Raw genomic sequence first — 18,948 nt, forward strand, 5'->3', positions numbered from 1 at the left:
CCCCCTCAGCTCGCGCGGCTTTGCGCGCGGGCAATGGCGCGGCGCAACATCACGGCTGCCACGTGCTTCTTGAACTCGACGGGGCCACGGTTGTCTTCGACCGGGTCGATCGCGTCGAGCATAGCTGCAACACAGGCGTCGACATTCCCTGCCGCCAGTGCGGCGCTGGCCGCATCAGACCAGATGGGCGTATCCGCCAGATTGGTCATCGCAACGGAGGCCTGCCCATTGCCGACCATCACCGCCGCCGCAGCGGTGGCATAATCGCCGATCTTGCGTTTTTGCTTTTCATAGGCCTGACCCACACCTGCGCCGGGCACCGGGATCGAGATGCGCGTCAGAATTTCCTCATCATCACGGGCGGTGAAATACGCGGCTTCGTAAAAGTCGCGCGCGGCGACGTTGCGGTTGCCGTCCGGGCCGGACAAATCAAACGTCGCGTTCAGGCACTGCATCAACCCCGGCATGTCATTGCCCGGATCCCCATTGGCCACGTTGCCACCAACAGTTCCCATATAGCGCACCTGAGGGTCCGCGATCTGCAAGGCGGCCTCGCGGATCAGAGGAACAGCAGACGCCAGCCCATCATGTGTAATCAGTTCGTGTTGCGTGACCATCGCGCCCAGCGAGACTGTGTCAGCACCAACTTCGATGCCCTTGAGCTCATCAATCGCCTGTAGATCTACGAGATGGCCCATCTCGGCCATGCGCAACTTCATCATCGGGATCAGGCTGTGCCCGCCCGCAATCACGCGCGCCTCGTCTCCGTGTTGCTGTAAAATGCCAATGGCCGAGGCGATATCGCCCGGCCGGTGATACTCAAAACCGGCTGGTATCATGTTTTCCTCCCTGGGTCCGGACGTTATGCCTTGGGGGACCTGGGGACAGAAAAGCGGCTGCGGCCTTATGCGTTCCAGTTAACGGAAACGGGGCGCGCGGCTTGTTTCACGAGATGCGAATAAGCTGCACGAGATGCGATCACAGGCCCAGCGCGTCGCGAATATCATTCAGGCGGGATCGGCTGACGGGGATCTTTTTCAACGCCTCGACCCCGTCGAAATAGCAAGTGCCGTTGTCCTTGTGCCGCTCAAAGCTTGAGATGTGTTTGGGGTTCACCAGATAGCTGCGATGCGCCCGCAAAAAACCGTCTGCTGCCAGGCGGGATTCAGCCTCGGTGATCGACCAAGGGCAAAACAGCTTTTCCGCGCCCATGTAAAGGACGGTGTAGTGCCCCTCGGCCCGGATCGCGGCCACTCGGGCGGGTTCGGTAAAAAACGTCTGGCCTTCGCGCTCAAACGGGACACCGGCGCGCAGGACGGCGGGTTCAGGGGTTGGGTCCGACGCATCACGCACCGTTGGGTGTTCTGGTTCGATAAAGGTGATCCCGGTCAAAAGGAAGGCGCCGCAGATCAGGAACACCGACACGGTGACGCCCATCGCCAGCACCTGATTGTTCAGCGCGGGCCCGGTCCCTGCAGCATTGTCGCTGGCGACGAAATCAGTCAGGCCGGTGGCCACAAAATGCATGGTAAAGACCGCAAGGCCGAAACACGCCGTTCCCAGAAGAATGTTGCGCTGAGTGCGATTGTCATAGGCAACCCAGATCGCCAGCACGGACAAAGCGACCGAGGCCAGCGTTGCAATTACCACATCCCAGGCGTTGTAGACGGGCCGGCACAGCTCCATCCCCGCCATGCCGACATAGTGCATCACCACGATCCCCAGACCGACGATCACACCCGCGCCAACAATGGTCTGCATTGTGCGGGGGCGGAAATGGAGCAAGAGCAGCGCCAAACCCACCATCAGAATCGCAACCAGAGCCGAAATCAGTGTAATCAGCGCGTCGTAGTAAAACAGGATCGGCAGTTGCAGGCCCAACATGGCCACGAAATGCATCGACCAGATACCACCGCCCAGAATGACCGCCGCCAGAGCCACAACAGATTTGCGCCGCTGCGGCCCAAGCTTGGAGGCACCATGCGTCAGATAAAGACCGGTAAAGCCCGCCATCAGCGCAACGGCCAAAGACGCCGCCACCAGCCAGGCGTTATGCGAATAGTCCAGCATTTCGGTTTTCGCGCCCTCCCCGACGCGAGGGCGACGTTAGCAAACGGATTTGATTGGGACAATTGGCCAGCGATCACAGATCCGGTTTGGCTGGCAGTTCCCTATTGAATAACGGCGTTTTCCCAGGCCGACAGAAACTTTTGGCGTTTCAGCCCGTCCAAGAAGGTCAGGAGGGCTGGGTTCAGGCCAATCGTCTCTCTCTCGGTCATATCGGTGTCGGACCGCAAAAAGGGCAGCGGTGAATGGCCTTCCGGCGTCGCAGGGTTTTGCGAGACCAGAAACCGAATGAACTGTTCCGCCGCCTCAGGCGCTTGTGTCACCTTAGAGATCATGGCTGTGCGCATCATGATGGTTTGAAAATCGGAGGGAAAGATCACCTCCAACGCGTCTTTGCCCTCGGTCCGAACCTCCGCATAGCTGCCCAGCACGTTATAGGCGACATAGATCGTCCCATCCGCAAGGTCGTTGATCATTTCACCCGAACAGCAATAGAGCCGGACATCTAGACCGCCTATCACCTCCATTAGTCGCCAATAGGTTTCCGAGGCGCGCGCGTCCTGCGTGGCAAACAGATACCCCAGGCCGGATTGGCGCACGTCATAGGTTCCAATCTTGCCGCGAAACTCTTCCGGACGCTTGCGTAACGCTTCGATCAATCCCTGCCGGGTCTGTGGGATCGGCTGTCCTTCAAACGCAGCGCGGTTGATCACGATGGTTGCGGGCTCAAACGTGAAGGCAAACAGGCTATGGTGCCACTGGGCCCAGCTTGGCACCTGAACATCCTCTACCGGCAACGCAAACCCATCATTGGCCAGCTTCAGCTGTAGGTCCATCGCGCTGGAGATGACGACGTCAAACGCCTTGGGCGTGGCACGGACGCGTCGGTTTATGTCGGCGGTACCCGAGACGAGGTATTCGATACCGATACTGGGGTATTGGGCAACAAAGCTTTCGATCAGGGGGGCAAACAACACCGTATCGGTGCTCGAGATCACACGCAGATGCGCGCCTTCGGCCCCTTCGTTAAAGATCAACCGGTCCTCCCAGTCATCCGCTGCTCCGACCAGCGGGAACAGGATCAGGATCAAAGCGATAAGATAACGCATGCGCCGCCCTTTTGCTGATTGGTCAGGACAAGGGATCCGCCATGCGCCGTTGCGACATCCTGAGCGATCGTCAGCCCCAGACCCGACCCAATGGTACCGGTTGCGTTTTGGCCCCGTTCAAAGCGGCGTGTCAGCATATCAATCTCGTCCGGCGGAAATCCAGGACCCGAGTCGCTGACCGTGATCTGAATGCCTGGCGTGGTGTTAACGTCAATCTCAACCGTGCTGTCCGCCGGAGCGTATTTCAGCGCATTGTCTATCATGTTGCGCACAGCGTTTTGAATCAGGATTGGGTCCCCTGAATAAGGAACCGATGGCTCACCGGTCAGCGACAGAGACAGCTCTTTCATCTCGGCAATTGGCGTCAGGCGCTGCACCAGTTCGCGGGTCAAGTCCACCAGGTCGATCTCTTCGCGTTCCAGATGATCGGCCCGAAAGGTGATCATAGCATGGTCCAGCAACTGCCCCGCCGCGCGCGAGCTTTCGTCAATAGCGCGCACCATGGCACGCAGCGCCTCGCGGTTTTCCTTGCGTTCAACCCGGTGCAGGGTCGTCTCGGCATATGACCGGACCGTCGCCAATGGTGTGCGCACCCGGTGGGCCGCTTCAGCAATAAAATCCTCGGACTGGCTGAGCGACTGGTCCAGCCGCCCCATCAGTGAATTCAGCGACAACACCAGCGGTGCCATTTCCTTGGGCACTGGCTTTTTGAACGGGCTCAGGTCCTGCGGCCCCCGGCGCGTGACCGACATGGTCAACCGGTTGAGTTGCCCGAACGTCGTCGACGCGACCCAGAACGACAACGCTGCGGTCAGAAGAAAAAAGCCCAACCCCAGATAGGCCGCATTGCGCGAGATTTGGTCTAGCGTGTCCGACAGTGCATCCTGTGTTTGACCCAAAGCCACCGCGATCTCGGTCTGTTTTCCCAGCCCGACAAGGGTGCGCCTTGCGCTGACTTGCCGGATACGTTCGCCTCGGACCTCGCCAGTGTGGAAGGTCCATTGCTCTTCCTCGGGGCCGTCTGAAAGCTGCAGGTCGTCATAGCCGGACATAAACGCCCCGTCCTGAAAGATGGCATAAAACACTCGGTCGTCTGACGGTGTGCTGAGCATCGAAAAGGCGGCATAGGGTATATCAACCTCTAACACGCCTTCCCGCAGCGCGGCCGCGTCCAGGATCGAAGCAACCGAGGCCACCAGAATATTGTCCTGCCCTTGCTGGGCCACCTTTGCCGCATAGCTGCGGACGGTGAAAAACAACAGGATGGCAAGGACAGCCGCGCCGCCGATCAGGGCCAGAACCAGACGGTTGCGCAAAGACCCTGATACTGTCGGACTAGGTACCATGGTCCAACCTGTACCCCAGCCCGCGCAACGTTGTGATTTTCAGATCGGACTTTTCCAAATGCTTGCGCAAGCGGCCGACATAGACCTCGATCGCGTTGTCCGAGACATTGTCGTCATAGGAAAACAGCCTGTCCGCCAGCTTTTGTTTCGAAAACACCTGACCCGGAGCGTTGATGAACAGCTCGATCATCCGTAATTCCCGATTGCGCAAGGAAACGGTATCGCCACCCACGGTCAGATGCCCGGCCACCGGATCAAAAACGATGCCGCCAATCTCGATGGTTGATTTCGAACTGCCCGACTTGCGGCGCAATACAGCGCGGCAGCGGGCCTCCAGCTCAGCGTGGTCAAAGGGTTTTGTGACGTAATCATCCGCGCCCAGATCCAGCGAACCGATTCGGTCCGATACCTGGCTGCGGGCGGTCAAAACGATGACGGGCGTGTCCAAACCCCCCGCACGGTGACGTTTTAGGAATTTACGACCGTCCCCGTCGGGCAGCATGATATCCAGCAGGATAAGGTCATAATCTTCGGTTTCGACAAAGGCGGTTGCGTCTTCCAGATTTGCTGCATGATCAACCACATGGCCGTCCAGGCGCATACGGGAACTGACCGCGTTCGCGAGGTCCAGATTGTCTTCTACAAGCAGAAACTTCATGGGCAGCAGACAGTATTTTCGCGCATGACAGGTTGATGTCAGGTTGATGTGTTTAGGTCCAGAATAATCTGAGCCGCCCTGCGGCCAGTTGTCAAATGGGAGGACATAATGACAACATTGAAACTGGGCCGCCGTGCCCTGATCGCAGCCGTGGCTGCAATTGGTCTGACCGGGCCTGCCTTGGCCGAAGACCAGGTTGTAGACAGCATCCACTTTCTGATCCCGGGCGGCGCTGGCGGCGGCTGGGACGGCACAGCCCGCGGCACGGGCGAGGCCCTGACCAATGCCGGTCTGGTTGGCACCGCATCCTACGAAAACATGTCGGGTGGCGGCGGCGGCAAGGCCATCGGGTTCCTGATCGAAAACGCCGACAGCAATCATGGTACTTTGATGGTGAATTCGACACCAATCGTCATCCGCTCGCTTACCGGTGTGTTCCCGCATAACTTCCGCGACCTGACGCTGGTATCAGGCACGATTGGAGATTACGCCGCGATTGTCGTGGGCAAAGACAGCCCCATTAATTCGATGGATGATCTTCTGGCCGCCTTTGACGCGGACCCATCCGCTACCGCCATTGGCGGCGGCTCGGTTCCCGGTGGCATGGACCATCTGGTTGCGGCCATGGTCATGGAAGCTGCTGGTAAGGACGCGCTTGGCGTCAAGTACATCCCTTATGACGCAGGCGGCAAAGCCATGGCGGCGTTGCTGTCCGGTGAGATCGCGGCCTTGTCGACGGGTTTTTCAGAAGCGGTTGATCTGTCCAACGCGGGCGAGGTCAAGATCATTGGCGTTACCTCGGACGAACGTGTTGACGCGGCACCAGACGCCATGACCATGAAAGAGCAAGGGATCGACACCACCTTTGTGAACTGGCGCGGTTTCTTTGCAGCCCCCGGCCTGCCCGAGGACAAACTGGCGACCTATCAGGCGGCGATCGCCAAAATGTACGACACGCCCGAGTGGGAAGAAGTACGCGCGCGCAATGGTTGGGTAAACATCCACAACTCGGGTGACGACTTCTCGACCTTCCTGGAACAGCAGGAACAGCAGATCAGCGACCTGATGAAAAAGCTGGGTTTCCTGTAATCCCTGTCCGGCAGAGCGGTGCGCCGCTCTGCCAGTCCAAACTGAATTCAAAAAAGGAGGGCGACTTATGGCGCTTGACCGCTGGATCGCGCTCATCATGCTGGGTGTTTGCCTGGCATATGGCTACGCCGCATGGTTTACGATGGATGGCAGCCTGCCCCCCTTCATGCAACGCAACCCAATCTGGCCCAGCACCTTCCCCAAAGTGCTGTCCATCCTCGGGATTATCGCCACAACGATCATCCTGCTGGGGTTTGAGAAATCTGAAATCAAAGAGGCCGATATCGATTATCGCCGCCTCGGCGAGTACCACCTTGGCCAGGCGCTTATGCTGTTGGCGCTGATGGTCATCTACGCTCTGTGTCTGCGGCCCGTCGGGTTCCTGATCTCAACAACCGCCTTCCTTGTTCTGGGTTCGTTTATCCTGGGCGAACGGAAATGGCACATCATGCTGCCTGTCGCCCTCATCGCGACGGGCTCTGTCTGGTACCTTGTCCAGGAAGTTCTTGGAATTTACATGCGCCCCCTGCCGGGCATTTTCGGAGGCTGATATGCTCGAAGGACTTCTGATCGGCCTGCAAACTGCATTTTCCATTCAAAACCTGCTGATGGTCGTCGCTGGATGCCTGATCGGCACATTCATTGGAATGTTGCCGGGTCTGGGGCCGATGTCGATCATCGCAATCATGATCCCGGTCGCCATTTCGATGGGCGACCCGTCCGCCGCACTGATCCTGCTGGCCGGGGTGTATTATGGCGCAATCTTTGGCGGCTCAACCTCGTCTATTCTGTTGAACGCGCCGGGGGTCGCCGGCACCGTAGCCTCCAGTTTCGACGGCTATCCAATGGCAAGGCAAGGCAAGGCCGGCAAAGCGCTGACCATCGCTGCAATTGCCAGTTTTGCAGGCGGAACGCTGGGGGCCGTGTTGTTGATGGTCTTTGCGCCGGCCCTGTCCTCGGTCGCACTGCTGTTCCATTCGGCGGAGTACTTCGCCCTTATGGTGGTCGGCTTGTCAGCCATCGCGGCGTTTGCCGGGTCGGGTCAGGTTGCCAAGGCGATGATCATGACCATTCTGGGGTTGATCATGGCCACGGTGGGCGAGGGTGCGTTGTTCAATCTGCCACGCTTTACCATGGGCATCATGGATCTACAGTCGGGCTTTGGCTTTATCACCCTTGCCATGGCGATGTTCGCCCTGCCTGAAGCTCTGTTTTTGGTCCTCAAGCCCAAGAACCTGCAAGGTGACGATGGTGAGATTAAAGACCTGCGCATCACCAGAGCCGAAGCCAGGGCCATTGCCCCAGTGATCGGACGTCAATCTATCCAAGGGTTCTTTATCGGCGTCCTGCCCGGCGCAGGCGCGACAATTGCCAGCTTTTTGGGCTATGCGATCGAACGCAATATCGCCCCAAAAGAAGAGCAGGAAGAGTTCGGAAAAGGCTCGATCAAAGGTCTCGCCGCGCCCGAAACTGCAAACAACGCGGCCTGTACCGGTTCGTTTGTACCGCTGCTGACATTGGGCATTCCGGGATCGGGCACGACAGCCATCCTGCTGGGTGCCCTGATCGCGCTGAACGTGACACCGGGCCCACGGCTAATGCTGGATGAGCCACAGATATTCTGGGCGGTGATCATGTCGATGTTTATCGGTAATCTGGTTCTGTTGATCCTGAACCTGCCGCTGATCCCCTATATCGCCAAGGTTTTGTCAGTGCCCCGGAACTACCTGATCCCGTTCATTTTGTTCTTCACCCTGATGGGGGCCTATATCGGCCAGAACAATGCGACCGAGTTGTTGTTGCTGGTTGGGTTCGGCATCTGCGCCACTGCGCTGAAGTTTGCCGACTACCCGCTGGCTCCACTGCTGATCGGCTTCATTCTGGGCGGCATGATGGAGGACAACTTTTCCCGCTCGATGCAGCTCTATGATGGTATCGCCTTTATCTGGGAACGTCCGATGACATTGGGGCTTTTGGTCATCGCCGCACTGCTGATCCTGTTGCCCAGCTACCGCGCGCGGCGCGCACGGGCGCGTGCGGCAGGCGTGGCTGATGGCGACTGACCCGCTTGCAGGCGTTCGGGTTCTTGACCTGACAAACGTTCTGGCGGGCCCGTATTGTTGTTATCAGCTGGCCCTCATAGGCGCAGACGTCATCAAGGTCGAACGCCCGGACGGCGGCGATCTGGCCCGCGTTCTGGGTGCCGATCCTGACCGCAACGCCGCCGGTATGGGCATCAGCTTTCTGGCGCAAAACGCCGAGAAACGCTCTGTCACGCTAAATATGAAATCTGAACGGGGCAAAATACTGCTGAAACAGTTGGTGCAGACAGCCGATGTTCTGGTCGAAAACTTCCGGCCCGGGGTAATGGATCGTCTGGGGTTGGGATATCAGGCGCTGAAGGCCGAGAACCCCAACCTGATTTACTGCGCCATCAGCGGCTTTGGGCAGGACGGACCCCGCAAGGATGACCCGGCCTATGATCAGATCGTTCAGGGGATCAGCGGCGTCATGTCGATCACCGGTTCGGCTGATACCGCGCCTTACCGGGTTGGATACCCAGCAGCGGACACGATCGGTGGTATGACCGCAGCCTTTGCCGTTGCCGCGGCGCTGAACGCAAACCCGCGTGGTGCGTTTCTGGACGTGGCCATGTCCGAGGCTGTGATTTCCACCATGGGCTGGGTGGTGTCGAATTTTCTGGTCGGTGATGTGCAACCGGGTGCCCACGGCAATGAAAACACAACATCAGCACCATCTGGCACCTTTGCCACTGCCGACAGCCCGATCAACATCGCCGCTAACCGGGATGAGCAATGGCAGGCCCTTGCGCGACACCTTGGCCGCGCTGACCTGCTGCACCATCCCGATTACGCCAGCCGCGAAACCCGCAAACAGAACCGCCACGTCCTGCGCGCAGAGTTAGAGACCGTTCTGCGCACGCGTCCCGCCGATGTTTGGGTGCAGGAATTAAACGCACTGGGCGTTCCAACCGGACCAGTTTTTTCGGTCCCCGATGCTTTGGCAGATGAACAGTTGTCCGGACGCGGCCTGATCGGAGCACTGTCGGTCCGGGGCGAAGACCTCCGCCTGGCAGGCAGCCCCGTCGTTGTGAACGGCAGCCGCAAAATGCCACAGGTATCACCGCCTGATCTGGGGGCGGACAATGTCTCGATCTGGTCAGAGCTTGGCCTGTCCAAGGTCGAAATCGATGCGTTGAAAAAGGAGGGCGTCATATGAGCGATGTTGCCGACTGGTGGACTACAGCCATCATCGACATGGAGCCCGGTCGGATTGATCTGCGCGGAGAGCCCATTCAGGACCTGATCGGTGCGCTCAGCTTTGCTGAAATGATCTGGTTCATGGTGCGCGGAGACAGACCATCGCCCTCGCAGGCCCACCTGTTCGAAGCCGCCCTTGTCGCAGCCGTGGATCACGGCCCGCAGGCCCCTTCCATCGCCACTGCGCGGATGGCCGTAACCTGCGGATTACCCTTGAACAATGCGATGGCCAGCGCGGTGAACATGCTGGGTGACATCCATGGCGGCGCGGGTCAGCAGGCGGTGACGCTCTATCATTTCGTTGATTCCCATTCCGAGAGTTTGGACGTTGCGCTGAACCAATGGGTCACGGTTCACGGAAAAATCCTGCCGGGCTTTGGGCACAGGTTTCATACCCCGACCGATCCAAGGGCACCGCGCCTTATGGAATTGGTTGACACCGCTGTCGCACAGGGTGCGTGCGATGGCCGTTTCGCGACCATCGCGCAAAGGATCGAGACAGAGCTGGCGCACCGGGTGGGCAAACCGGTTCCGATGAACATCGACGGAGCGACCGCGGTGATTTACGCCGAACTGGGATTTGCTGCACCGCTCGCGCGCGGTTTGTTCTGTCTGTCCCGGTCCGTCGGAATACTCGCCCATGCCTGGGAACAGATGCAGCAGGGCGGGCGCAACAAGGGGCCGACCCCACCCAAATACCGCTGGACTTACAAGCCGGATGCCGACCAGCACTAGCCTTTTCGATACGACAGCGCCCCGGCTTTAACTTCGCTAGGCTTGTTTTTCGACCACGGGCTCGACATCGGGGCGAACAGGCTCAACCTCCAATTCGATGACCTCGGAGTCCACCGTTTCCGCGACCTCTTCCATGTCAGGCTCAGGGGCTGGATCAGCCTTGTCTTCCAGCGCACCCACGATCAACGGCAGCATGTGAACACCAGTGGCCGAGGCAATCTCGGGCGTTTGCGGTGTTTGCCAACTGAGCGTATCAAAGCTGTGGCAATTCTGACAGACCGGGCCCCATTCGGCCTGGATATCGTGGCAATTGTCGCAGACCCATTGCGGCCCGCGTGGTGCATTCAGCGCCTTAGCCAGCCAGCCTTGAACCACCGCGTCCGTCGACCCCTCGCCGCGTTCAATTGCAGCCATCAAGGTGTAAGCCCGGGCATCCGCCTGCTTTTCAACAACATCACCCAGCGCGCGACGCGCTTCGGGAAAGTCTTCGGCAACGATGCTCAGTTCGGCCAAAATCAACCTAGTTTCCGGGTTTTCGGGATGAATACGAGTCAACGCGGTAAAGCGCTTGATGCGCTCGACGGGGGTTTCATCCGGCGCAATCTCGGCAAAGGCGTGGGCCAGATCAGGGTGGGGTTGAACCTCCCACGCTTTTTTCAGGATCTTGGTCGCGGCGCGCGGTTTGCCTTTTTCGATATAGGCCCGCGCGGCCATCGCAGCGGCGGGGACAAGATCGGGGGACAGGCGGTTGGCCTCAATCGCGTGTTCCTGCTGTTCGACCGTGGCGCTTTCATCCAGAATATCCTTGGCTTCGGACAGGGCCAGAACCGCGTCGCGTCGTTTGAATACATCGCGTGGCAGATGACCGGCCTTCAGCTTGGCCGTCAGGGTCGAGCGCGCGCCAACCCAATCCTGCGCCTTGGTCTGCAGACCCAGCAAAATATCCTGCGTTTCGGCATGGCGCGGTTTGATCGCCAAAGCTTTTTCAGCCAGTTTACGGGCGGTGTCGTCATCGCCCTCGGCCAGTTTCTGTTTCATGATACCGCGCACGCCGACAAAGCGGGTGGCATTGTTCGTGACCAGTTTCTTGTAGGTATCAGACGCCTTTTTGGTGTCGCCATTCATCTCAGCCGCCTGAGCCACCAGCAAGTTGGTCAGTTCTGGCTTGTTCAACAGTTTCTCGGCCTTGGTAGCCTTGGTCATTGCCACACGCCCCTCGCCCGAGGCCAGCGCCATGATCCCATCGGCCAGCGCTTGATAACCGCGCTGTTCGCGGCTGCGGTCGAAATAGCGCGACAGGGCCGTTTCATCGCCGTTGAGAAACTTCAGCGTAGCAATCAGCAGGGTCAGCAGCTTGAAGAGTACCCAGATCGCCACAACCATCACACCCAGCGCGATCACCGATTGCAGTGGTCCAAGCGTGTATTCCACGCCCCCAACGGTGATCTGCACGCCCCCGCTGGTTTCCATCAGGAACATGGCGCCCATGGCCAGCAGGCCGATAATCGCTACAAAAACAAGAATCTTAAACAATGACCACAGCATGGCAGGTCCTTCAGTTCGAGTTTACGCTGGATTGAAGCGTATTAGCAGCATCGACGGCAGCCACACGCGTCTGAGCCGCCTGCTCCCAATCGGCCAGAGCAGCCTGCGCCGCATCGGGCAGGGATTTGAGTTCACTCAGCGCCGCCGACACTTTGCCATCCGCCAAAGCAGCCTGCGCGCGGGACAGGACCGCGTCCGGGCTATCGCCGTCCTGCGGCGTGACCGAGCGTGCGCCGGTCTGGCGCTGTAAAAAGGCCACAAGCCCGGTACTCTTGTCCGCGTCACGCGCATCCGCCAGCGCAGTACGGGCTGCGGGCGCAAAGGACGCCCGTAAAGCGGCAAGGGTTTCAACGCCCTTTTCCGCAGGAGCTGACAGAGCCTCGGGCACAGTCACACCGCCAGCTGTAAGCTCACCTACCAAATCGTTATAGGGCTGGCCTGAATCCAGCTGGCCATGGACCTGAGACAGGATCGCTGCATTGGTTGCAGCCTGTGCCTTGGCCGCTGCTTGAGATTCCAGCGCCTGCGCGTCCGAGACCATTTTTTCGACCTCAGCCCGCTGCGCGGCCAGTGAGTCCTGCAGTTTCTTCAGCTCGGCCTCAAAGGCGGCGGATACTTCGGGTGTCGCCCCTTGGGTCAACGCACCGCTTTCCAGATCGTTGACGCGGCTGGCCAGAGGGTCGACCTTGCCTGCCAGCCCATCGAGGCTGGATTTGACCGTCTCCAATTCCGAGGTGAGCGGCGCGACCTGATCCGACAGCGCCGAAAGCTTTGTATTCAGATCCGTGGTGTCCGACAGCGAATTCTTCAGGCTTTCAATTTGAGTGGATTGATCATTGAGTTTCGTCTCTAGCGCCGCCAGCGTATCCGTTTCGCCCTTGGTGAACAGACCCGCGTTGCCCGCCGCAAATCCGATTGCTGCGGCAATTGCACCGCCGATCAAAGCGGGTACGAACCCGCCCCGTTTTTCTTGTCGGGGTTCGGCGGGCTTGTCTTCGACGGGAACCGGGGCGGCTTCGGCTTCGGCTTCGGCTTCGGCTTCGGCTTCGGCTTCGGCTTCGGCTTCGGCTTCGGCTTCGGCTTCGGCTTCGGCTTCGGCTTCGGCTTCGGCTTCGGCTTCGGCTTCGGCTTCGGCTTCGGCTTCGGCTTCGGCTTCGGCTTCGGCTTCGGCTTCGGCTTCGGCTTCGGCTTCGGCTTCGGCTTCGGCTTCGGCTTCGGCTTCGGCTTCGGCTTCGGCTTCGGCTTCGGCTTCGGCTTCGGCTTCGGCTTCGGCTTCGGCTTCGGCTTCGGCTTCGGCTTCGGCTTCGGCTTCGGCTTCGGCTTCGGCTTCGGCTTCGGCTTCGGCTTCGGCTTCGGCTTCGGCTTCGGCTTCGGAAAGCACCTCTTCTACCTGCTCGGGCAGGTCAAGCAGCGCATCTTCTGCAGTGGAAACAGGGTCGATCTCGCCCTCTGACTTGGGGTCTTCCACCGGCTTTTGATCGGTTTTCTTTTTGCCAGCCAACGCAACGTTCCCCTTATCGAATCCAAAAACACAAGAATAACAGACTAGACCAAGTTAGTCGGTGGCCTCGTCGCCCTCAACCCGCATCGCATGTTTCACAAGCTTTTTAACGGCTTTCCGCATTTTCTTGGGTGTCGGCGCTTTGGTAATCTTCAGGCGTACATAGTCTATGGAATAAAGGGATTCGGCTGTGGCATCGCTGATAGCGGCCAACCATAGGGGCGCAGAACCAACCCAGATGTCGGCAAAATGTCGCGCCGTTCGAGGTGAAAACAAAGGCGCAATTATCGATGTTTCGCCACCTGCTGCCACCGTTGCCTCGGATGTCAGCGGTAACAGGTGCTGTTGATAAACGGGCTGTTCGCGGGTCGTCAGCCCCGACTCGGTCAATCGTTCAGCGATATTACCCCGGCTGTGTTCGCCCCGCAGGTGCAACAGTGGGCTATCGGGCCTGTCCTTGAGAAGAAACGCCACCAGCTCTTCGGCTGTGGCCCCTACCATCTGCGCGTTCCACCCTACCCCCTTGGCCGTACCGGTGGTGGCAGGCCCCACGCAGAACGCCGGCAAATCCCGCGCCACATCCAGAGAGGCTGCGGCATTCACTGCATTTGCAGAAGTAAAGATCAGACCACGCACCCCTGCAGTATCCACCTGAACGGACAGCGGTCTGATTTCCAGAATCGGGGAATAGATGACCTGAACCCGGGACCTGATGCGGGTCGGCAGCTGCGCGACAAACCTCTCAGAGGCGGCGCGAGGGCGGGTCATCAACAAATACAACAGGCGGCGCCTTCGGCCTTGGGATTGTTTGCATCTGCGCAGGGTGATACCCCGCTTGGACATCATGATGCAACGGATCAGGCCAATGGTGCAAACACTTACAGTACTCGGGTTGGAAAGCAGCTGTGACGACACCGCCGCCGCAGTCGTGCGCCAGCCCGACGGCGAACAGGCAAGGATTCTGTCATCAATCGTGCATGGTCAGACTGAATTGCACAGCGCCTTTGGCGGGGTTGTCCCGGAAATCGCGGCGCGGGCCCATGCCGAGAAACTGGATATCTGCGTCGTTCAGGCGCTTGACGACGCGGGCCTGAACCTGTCCGATATGGACGCTATTGCCGTGACCGCCGGTCCGGGCCTGATTGGCGGCGTCCTGTCGGGAGTAATGTGCGCCAAAGGGCTAAGCGCCGCAACCGGCCTGCCCCTGATCGGGGTCAACCATCTGGCCGGGCACGCGCTAACGCCACGCCTGACCGACGGGATCGCCTTTCCTTACCTGATGCTGCTGGTGTCGGGCGGGCATTGCCAATACCTGATCGTGCACGGGCCTGAAAAATTCACCCGCCTTGGCGGTACAATTGACGACGCCCCGGGCGAGGCCTTCGACAAGACCGCCCGCCTGTTGGGTCTGCCGCAACCCGGCGGCCCCTCGGTCGAGGCCGAGGCGCGGCTGGGCGATCCCAAACGGTTCCGCTTTCCCCGGCCTCTCCTGGATCGGCCGGGGTGTGATTTGTCCTTTTCGGGGCTCAAGACCGCTTTGATGCGTATGCGTGATCAGATTGTCGCTGAAAAAGGCGGCCTGACCCGTCAGGACCGCGCTGATCTTTGCGCCGGGTTTCAGCAGGCCATTGTCGACACATTGGCCGAGAAAACCCGCCGTGCGATTGACCTGTACCTGTCGGAAGAGCCCTCGGACCCGGTCATTGCCGTCGCTGGTGGTGTGGCCGCAAATTCCGCTATACGCGCCGCGTTAGAGACTGTTTGTGAGGAAAACGGCGCACGTTTCACTGCGCCTCCACTTGGCTTGTGTACCGACAATGCCGCCATGATCGCGTATGCCGGGATCGAACGGTTTCGGACCGGCGCAAGGGCTGGGCTGGACCTGACCGCGCGCCCCCGCTGGCCGCTGGACCAGACCAGCCCTGCCATGCTGGGCAGCGGCAAGAAAGGCGCCAAAGCATGAGTATTTCGGTATTGGGATCAGGCGCGTTTGGCACCGCATTGGCGATCTCGCTGGCCGGAAACGGACCGGTGACTCTGTGGTCGCGGGATACGAAACAGGCGCAATTGATGCAGGAAAACCGCGAGAATGCGGCACGTCTGCCAAACATAGGCCTACCGGACAGAATAGCGGTGACGTCAGATATCACGCTGGCCGCACAAAGCGACATCCTGCTGGTTTCCGTACCGATGCAAAAACTGCGCGGTGCCTTGCGGGACTACTCCGCTGTGCTGGCCGGAAAGACGCTGGTCGCATGCTGCAAAGGGATTGAACTGTCGACCGGCCTTGGGCCCATCTCGGTGATCCGCAAGACGGTCCCGGATGTGCACCCCGCCCTTCTGACCGGGCCGAGCTTTGCCGACGACATCGCGCGTGGGCTTCCCACCGCCCTGACGCTGGCCTGCAAAGATGATGTGCTGAACCAAAAGCTGCAGCACGACCTGAGCACAGCCAATTTGCGCCTGTATCGCACAACTGATGTGATCGGGGCCGAACTGGGCGGTGCATTGAAAAATGTCATGGCCATCGGTTGCGGTGCCTGTATCGGTGAAGGCATGGGCGAAAGCGCCCGCGCTGCACTGATGACACGAGGCTTTGCCGAGATGCAACGCTTTGCCCTGATGCGCGGTGCCCGGCCTGACACTCTGATGGGGCTTTCGGGGATGGGCGATCTGGTTCTGACCTGTTCATCCGCGCTGTCCAGAAACTATCGCTATGGTCTGGCACTGGGGCGGCAGGATGACTTTGACACAAACACCACCGTCGAGGGCGTTGCAACAGCACACGCCCTGACCGAGATTGCGGCCGCCGAAAACCTGGACATGCCCATCAGTACAACGGTGGCGGAACTCAGCAGCGGCGCATACAGTGTGGCCGAAGCCATGCGCTGGCTGCTCAACCGACCCCTCAAGGAGGAATAGAATGCTGATCGCCCTCATCGCTCGTGACAAGGACGGCGCCCTGCAAACCCGGATGGACAATCGCGCGGCCCATCTTGCGTATATCGAGGAAACCGGCGTCGTGGCGCAGGCCGGTCCCCTGCTGGACGGTGACGCCATGATCGGATCGCTGATCATCCTCGAGGTCGAAGATATGACTGGCGCACAGGCCTGGGCCGACAATGACCCCTATGCCAAGGCCGGGCTGTTTCAGTCGGTCGATCTGATTGCCTGGAAGAAGGTCATCGGCTGATGGCGTATTGGCTGTTCAAATCCGAACCCTCAACCTGGAGCTGGGATCACCAGGTCGCCAAGGGCGAGCTGGGCGAAGAATGGGATGGTGTGCGCAATTATCAGGCACGCAACTTCATGCGCCAGATGCAAGTCGGTGACCGGGGGTTCTTTTACCATTCACAAAAGGACAAGGCGATTGTCGGCATAGTCGAGGTCTGCGCCCTGGCCCATCCTGACAGCACCACCGATGATGAGCGTTGGGAATGCGTGGATATCAGGGCGATACGACCTTTTACGACGCCGGTCACCCTGGAACAGATCAAGGCCGAGGAACGTCTGGATCAGATGGTTCTGGTGAAGAACTCGCGCCTGTCGGTTCAGCCAGTCAGCGATGTGGAATGGCAGCTGGTGTGCGCCCTCGGTCAGACACAGGCAGACTGACGCACAAACCTGTTGCGACCCCAATCCTTCTCAATCCTGCGGTAAAATGCTATACAAGGCGCGCTTCGCCCGGCGGGATACTTTAGATTACGAGTTTTGTGATCCCGTCGTTCTTTTGGTGTTGTCGGATTATTGATCGTTTCTGTTTGAGAGTTTGAGCCCATGTCTGACGAAAAAGGCAGCACTGGGAATTTCGACAAAGGTGTCTCTGCGCAGATATCCAAAAGCTGGGAGGCGCGGCTGGAAGAGGCGCGCAATCAACGGGCTTTAGCCCTCGCTCAAAACACGCAGCCCGCCAAGCAAGAAGAGCCCTCAGATCGCGCATCCGTCGCCGTTCAGGACGACCCTGTAAAGACTGACGTTGAACCCACGCCGCTGGTGGCGAAACCACCTCTGTTCAAAAGCCAGAACAAACACCGGACCGACCAAAACGGGCGCCGTCTATTCGCTGTTGTTTTGGCGTCAATGCTTGCCGGTGGCTTTCTGTATTGGGGAGGATCCAGCGTCATCTCGAACTGGAAAACTGCCGATGATTCAACTTGGGCGGATCAGAGCGCGCTTGCCGCGGTAGTTGTGATCGAGAATGAAGACCCTCAACCGGCTGAAACCGAGCTGTCGCAGGTCCCGGTGCCAGCCATAGACCAAACTGATCTGGCGACCGATCTCACCATGGCCATGACGCCCAATAGGCCCGACATTTTCAATCCGCCAGAAGACATACAGGCCCCAACGTTATCCGTGACCCCGACAGGCTTACCCCTCATGCACCCACCGAAATACCAATCACCTGTTCAGCCGCCAGTGCTACACGCGATTTCACTGCCGTTGGAAGAGCTGGTCCTGACTCCGGATAGCATCACGCAGTCAGCGTCGCAGCTTTACGATAAGTCACAGAATCCGGCACATTTTTTCGGCCCGTACCTACCGGACAATGCAACAGATTCGATTAGACCAACCAATGAAGAGGCCCCGACTGCACCAAAGACCAAAGCGGCCATTGATGTATCGCTGTTTGTGCCCGTTCAGGTTTCAGTCGAAACCAGCGAAAAGGCGATGCAGGTTTTGACTGATGGCAAAGCAAATGTTTCGGCGACAGCCCGAGTCGGGTATTCGGTCAGGGAAACTCAGGTACGCTACTATCATCCAAATGATGCTGAAATGGCCATTTCCGTGGCCGGCGCCCTAGGCGGCATTTCAAGGGATTTTACCAACGCAGGTCGCAAAACCAGACCAGGTCGTATTGAGGTTTACCTGGCAGGAAGAGGTGGTCGCGTAGCCAGCGAAGCAAGGGTGGAACAAACCCAGTTTGATCAGTTCGTCGAACGCCTGCTGAAAGAGCTTCAGTAACTCGGACTTATCGGAAAAAAGGGAAGGCCCTGACGAATTCAGAACCTTCCCTACCCCCGCGTGCTCCCTACTCACCACACGCGTCTGGATATCTTTGGCTCTGACCGTCCTGGTCACACTGGGACATTAGCCCATTTCCCGCACCCGGCACAAACACCAATTGCTTAAAATTGGATACGCCCGCCAGAGGACTGACGGGCGCCGCAAATTGGATTTGGCCCGGCTCAGCCGTAAATCGACTCTTTGCCGAAATGTTTGGTCAGCATGTAATAGACCACTGCGCGGTATTTGTTACGCTCGGACATGCCATAGGTTTCCAGCACCTTGTTGATCGCTTCCGAAAGCTCCGGACCATCCGACAGGCCCAGTTTCTTGATCAGGAAGTTGTTCTTGACCGTCTCAATCTCACCATCCTGGCTGGCCGCCACAGTTGAGGCGTCGGCGTCATAAATAGCCGGACCACAGCCGATGGTCACTTTGGTCAACAGATCCATATCGGCATCCATGCCGCATTTGGACTTCAGATCTTCTGCGTATTTGGCGATCAACTCGTCGCGTTTTCCCATAGTCATCTCCTCGTTGGTTTTTTAGATGTCCCCATGCATCGCAAACGGTAGCGATGTGAAGGCGATGCACAAAGGGAAAAATCGAATCC

At 58.9% G+C, this 18,948-nt stretch carries 19 protein-coding genes; 10 read left to right on the top strand and 9 right to left on the bottom strand.

Annotation, left to right across the window (positions count from 1 at the left end; genetic code table 11):
* Positions 1–5: 5 nt before the first annotated feature.
* The 5 genes from SJY13_RS14635 to SJY13_RS14655 all read right to left on the bottom strand — a co-directional run bounded on the left by SJY13_RS14635 (position 6) and on the right by SJY13_RS14655 (position 5,180).
* Positions 6–839 (bottom strand): FAD binding domain-containing protein, encoded by an 834-nt coding sequence (locus tag SJY13_RS14635; protein ID WP_377191790.1) that lies wholly within the window; start codon positions 837–839, stop codon positions 6–8.
* Positions 840–978: 139 nt separating this feature from the next.
* A complete protein-coding gene (locus SJY13_RS14640; RefSeq protein ID WP_377191792.1) occupies positions 979–2,070 on the bottom strand; it encodes an MHYT domain-containing protein in 1,092 nt (363 codons plus the stop codon).
* A gap of 101 nt (positions 2,071–2,171) precedes the next feature.
* The gene (locus tag SJY13_RS14645) at positions 2,172–3,176 is read right to left on the bottom strand and encodes an ABC transporter substrate-binding protein (RefSeq protein ID WP_377191794.1); all 1,005 of its coding nucleotides are present in this window, start codon (positions 3,174–3,176) and stop codon (positions 2,172–2,174) included.
* Positions 3,155–4,522: a sensor histidine kinase gene (locus SJY13_RS14650; protein WP_377191796.1), complete on the bottom strand. Its 1,368-nt coding sequence runs from the start codon at positions 4,520–4,522 to the stop codon at positions 3,155–3,157. Before SJY13_RS14650 ends, SJY13_RS14645 begins: the two co-directional genes overlap by 22 nt.
* On the bottom strand, positions 4,512–5,180 hold the full coding sequence (locus tag SJY13_RS14655) for a response regulator transcription factor (RefSeq protein ID WP_377191798.1): 669 nt from the start codon (positions 5,178–5,180) through the stop codon (positions 4,512–4,514). Before SJY13_RS14655 ends, SJY13_RS14650 begins: the two co-directional genes overlap by 11 nt.
* A gap of 108 nt (positions 5,181–5,288) precedes the next feature.
* Between SJY13_RS14655 and SJY13_RS14660 the strand changes: the two genes are divergently transcribed.
* The 5 genes from SJY13_RS14660 to SJY13_RS14680 all read left to right on the top strand — a co-directional run bounded on the left by SJY13_RS14660 (position 5,289) and on the right by SJY13_RS14680 (position 10,285).
* A complete protein-coding gene (locus SJY13_RS14660; protein ID WP_085822432.1) occupies positions 5,289–6,269 on the top strand; it encodes a Bug family tripartite tricarboxylate transporter substrate binding protein in 981 nt (326 codons plus the stop codon).
* Between the two features lie 67 nt (positions 6,270–6,336).
* A complete protein-coding gene (locus tag SJY13_RS14665) occupies positions 6,337–6,819 on the top strand; it encodes a tripartite tricarboxylate transporter TctB family protein (protein ID WP_377191800.1) in 483 nt (160 codons plus the stop codon).
* A gap of 1 nt (position 6,820) precedes the next feature.
* On the top strand, positions 6,821–8,332 hold the full coding sequence (locus SJY13_RS14670) for a tripartite tricarboxylate transporter permease (protein WP_085822434.1): 1,512 nt from the start codon (positions 6,821–6,823) through the stop codon (positions 8,330–8,332).
* A complete protein-coding gene (locus SJY13_RS14675) occupies positions 8,322–9,509 on the top strand; it encodes a CaiB/BaiF CoA transferase family protein (RefSeq protein ID WP_377191802.1) in 1,188 nt (395 codons plus the stop codon). The genes SJY13_RS14670 and SJY13_RS14675 overlap by 11 nt, the downstream gene beginning before the upstream one ends.
* Entirely contained in the window at positions 9,506–10,285 is a 780-nt protein-coding gene (locus tag SJY13_RS14680; protein WP_377191804.1) for a citryl-CoA lyase, read from the top strand. Before SJY13_RS14675 ends, SJY13_RS14680 begins: the two co-directional genes overlap by 4 nt.
* A 36-nt stretch (positions 10,286–10,321) precedes the next feature.
* Here SJY13_RS14680 and SJY13_RS14685 read toward each other — a convergent pair whose 3' ends face one another.
* Genes SJY13_RS14685 through SJY13_RS14695 form a run of 3 tightly spaced genes read right to left on the bottom strand, consistent with a single transcriptional unit; the run spans position 10,322 to position 14,099 of the window.
* On the bottom strand, positions 10,322–11,830 hold the full coding sequence (locus SJY13_RS14685) for a heme biosynthesis protein HemY (protein ID WP_377191806.1): 1,509 nt from the start codon (positions 11,828–11,830) through the stop codon (positions 10,322–10,324).
* A gap of 10 nt (positions 11,831–11,840) precedes the next feature.
* The gene (locus tag SJY13_RS14690; RefSeq protein WP_377191808.1) at positions 11,841–13,331 is read right to left on the bottom strand and encodes a COG4223 family protein; all 1,491 of its coding nucleotides are present in this window, start codon (positions 13,329–13,331) and stop codon (positions 11,841–11,843) included.
* Between the two features lie 54 nt (positions 13,332–13,385).
* On the bottom strand, positions 13,386–14,099 hold the full coding sequence (locus SJY13_RS14695) for a uroporphyrinogen-III synthase (RefSeq protein WP_377191810.1): 714 nt from the start codon (positions 14,097–14,099) through the stop codon (positions 13,386–13,388).
* A 97-nt stretch (positions 14,100–14,196) separates the two neighbouring features.
* On the opposite strand from SJY13_RS14695, the gene tsaD reads away from it, so the two are divergent.
* The 5 genes from tsaD (at position 14,197) to SJY13_RS14720 (ending at position 18,293) form a co-directional block, all read left to right on the top strand.
* Complete coding sequence (gene tsaD / locus SJY13_RS14700) at positions 14,197–15,294, top strand: tRNA (adenosine(37)-N6)-threonylcarbamoyltransferase complex transferase subunit TsaD (protein ID WP_377191812.1); 1,098 nt, start codon at positions 14,197–14,199, stop codon at positions 15,292–15,294.
* A complete protein-coding gene (locus SJY13_RS14705; protein ID WP_377191814.1) occupies positions 15,291–16,253 on the top strand; it encodes an NAD(P)H-dependent glycerol-3-phosphate dehydrogenase in 963 nt (320 codons plus the stop codon). Before tsaD ends, SJY13_RS14705 begins: the two co-directional genes overlap by 4 nt.
* 1 nt (position 16,254) lies before the next feature.
* The gene (locus tag SJY13_RS14710; RefSeq protein ID WP_377191816.1) at positions 16,255–16,524 is read left to right on the top strand and encodes a YciI family protein; all 270 of its coding nucleotides are present in this window, start codon (positions 16,255–16,257) and stop codon (positions 16,522–16,524) included.
* The gene (locus SJY13_RS14715) at positions 16,524–16,946 is read left to right on the top strand and encodes an EVE domain-containing protein (protein WP_377191818.1); all 423 of its coding nucleotides are present in this window, start codon (positions 16,524–16,526) and stop codon (positions 16,944–16,946) included. Before SJY13_RS14710 ends, SJY13_RS14715 begins: the two co-directional genes overlap by 1 nt.
* A 162-nt stretch (positions 16,947–17,108) precedes the next feature.
* Entirely contained in the window at positions 17,109–18,293 is a 1,185-nt protein-coding gene (locus SJY13_RS14720) for a hypothetical protein (RefSeq protein ID WP_377191820.1), read from the top strand.
* A 224-nt stretch (positions 18,294–18,517) separates the two neighbouring features.
* Here the strand turns inward: SJY13_RS14720 and SJY13_RS14725 are convergent, their stop codons facing one another.
* Positions 18,518–18,859 carry a DUF2853 family protein gene (locus SJY13_RS14725; RefSeq protein ID WP_085822444.1) on the bottom strand — a complete coding sequence of 114 codons (342 nt, stop codon included), beginning with the start codon at positions 18,857–18,859 and terminating at the stop codon, positions 18,518–18,520.
* Positions 18,860–18,948 lie beyond the last annotated feature (89 nt).

The sequence above is a fragment of the Ruegeria meonggei genome, from assembly GCF_042768335.1.
Lineage (GTDB): Bacteria > Pseudomonadota > Alphaproteobacteria > Rhodobacterales > Rhodobacteraceae > Ruegeria > Ruegeria meonggei.

Coding starts and splice junctions, on each gene's coding strand:
- SJY13_RS14720 (WP_377191820.1), top strand. CDS start 17,109: ATGTCTGACGAAAAAGGCAGCACTGGGAATTTCGACAAAGGTGTCTCT.
- SJY13_RS14670 (WP_085822434.1), top strand. CDS start 6,821: ATGCTCGAAGGACTTCTGATCGGCCTGCAAACTGCATTTTCCATTCAA.
- SJY13_RS14715 (WP_377191818.1), top strand. CDS start 16,524: ATGGCGTATTGGCTGTTCAAATCCGAACCCTCAACCTGGAGCTGGGAT.
- SJY13_RS14680 (WP_377191804.1), top strand. CDS start 9,506: ATGAGCGATGTTGCCGACTGGTGGACTACAGCCATCATCGACATGGAG.
- SJY13_RS14685 (WP_377191806.1), bottom strand. CDS start 11,830: ATGCTGTGGTCATTGTTTAAGATTCTTGTTTTTGTAGCGATTATCGGC.
- SJY13_RS14650 (WP_377191796.1), bottom strand. CDS start 4,522: ATGGTACCTAGTCCGACAGTATCAGGGTCTTTGCGCAACCGTCTGGTT.
- SJY13_RS14705 (WP_377191814.1), top strand. CDS start 15,291: ATGAGTATTTCGGTATTGGGATCAGGCGCGTTTGGCACCGCATTGGCG.
- SJY13_RS14710 (WP_377191816.1), top strand. CDS start 16,255: ATGCTGATCGCCCTCATCGCTCGTGACAAGGACGGCGCCCTGCAAACC.
- SJY13_RS14660 (WP_085822432.1), top strand. CDS start 5,289: ATGACAACATTGAAACTGGGCCGCCGTGCCCTGATCGCAGCCGTGGCT.
- SJY13_RS14640 (WP_377191792.1), bottom strand. CDS start 2,070: ATGCTGGACTATTCGCATAACGCCTGGCTGGTGGCGGCGTCTTTGGCC.
- SJY13_RS14635 (WP_377191790.1), bottom strand. CDS start 839: ATGATACCAGCCGGTTTTGAGTATCACCGGCCGGGCGATATCGCCTCG.
- tsaD (WP_377191812.1), top strand. CDS start 14,197: ATGGTGCAAACACTTACAGTACTCGGGTTGGAAAGCAGCTGTGACGAC.
- SJY13_RS14725 (WP_085822444.1), bottom strand. CDS start 18,859: ATGGGAAAACGCGACGAGTTGATCGCCAAATACGCAGAAGATCTGAAG.
- SJY13_RS14655 (WP_377191798.1), bottom strand. CDS start 5,180: ATGAAGTTTCTGCTTGTAGAAGACAATCTGGACCTCGCGAACGCGGTC.
- SJY13_RS14645 (WP_377191794.1), bottom strand. CDS start 3,176: ATGCGTTATCTTATCGCTTTGATCCTGATCCTGTTCCCGCTGGTCGGA.
- SJY13_RS14665 (WP_377191800.1), top strand. CDS start 6,337: ATGGCGCTTGACCGCTGGATCGCGCTCATCATGCTGGGTGTTTGCCTG.
- SJY13_RS14695 (WP_377191810.1), bottom strand. CDS start 14,099: ATGACCCGCCCTCGCGCCGCCTCTGAGAGGTTTGTCGCGCAGCTGCCG.
- SJY13_RS14675 (WP_377191802.1), top strand. CDS start 8,322: ATGGCGACTGACCCGCTTGCAGGCGTTCGGGTTCTTGACCTGACAAAC.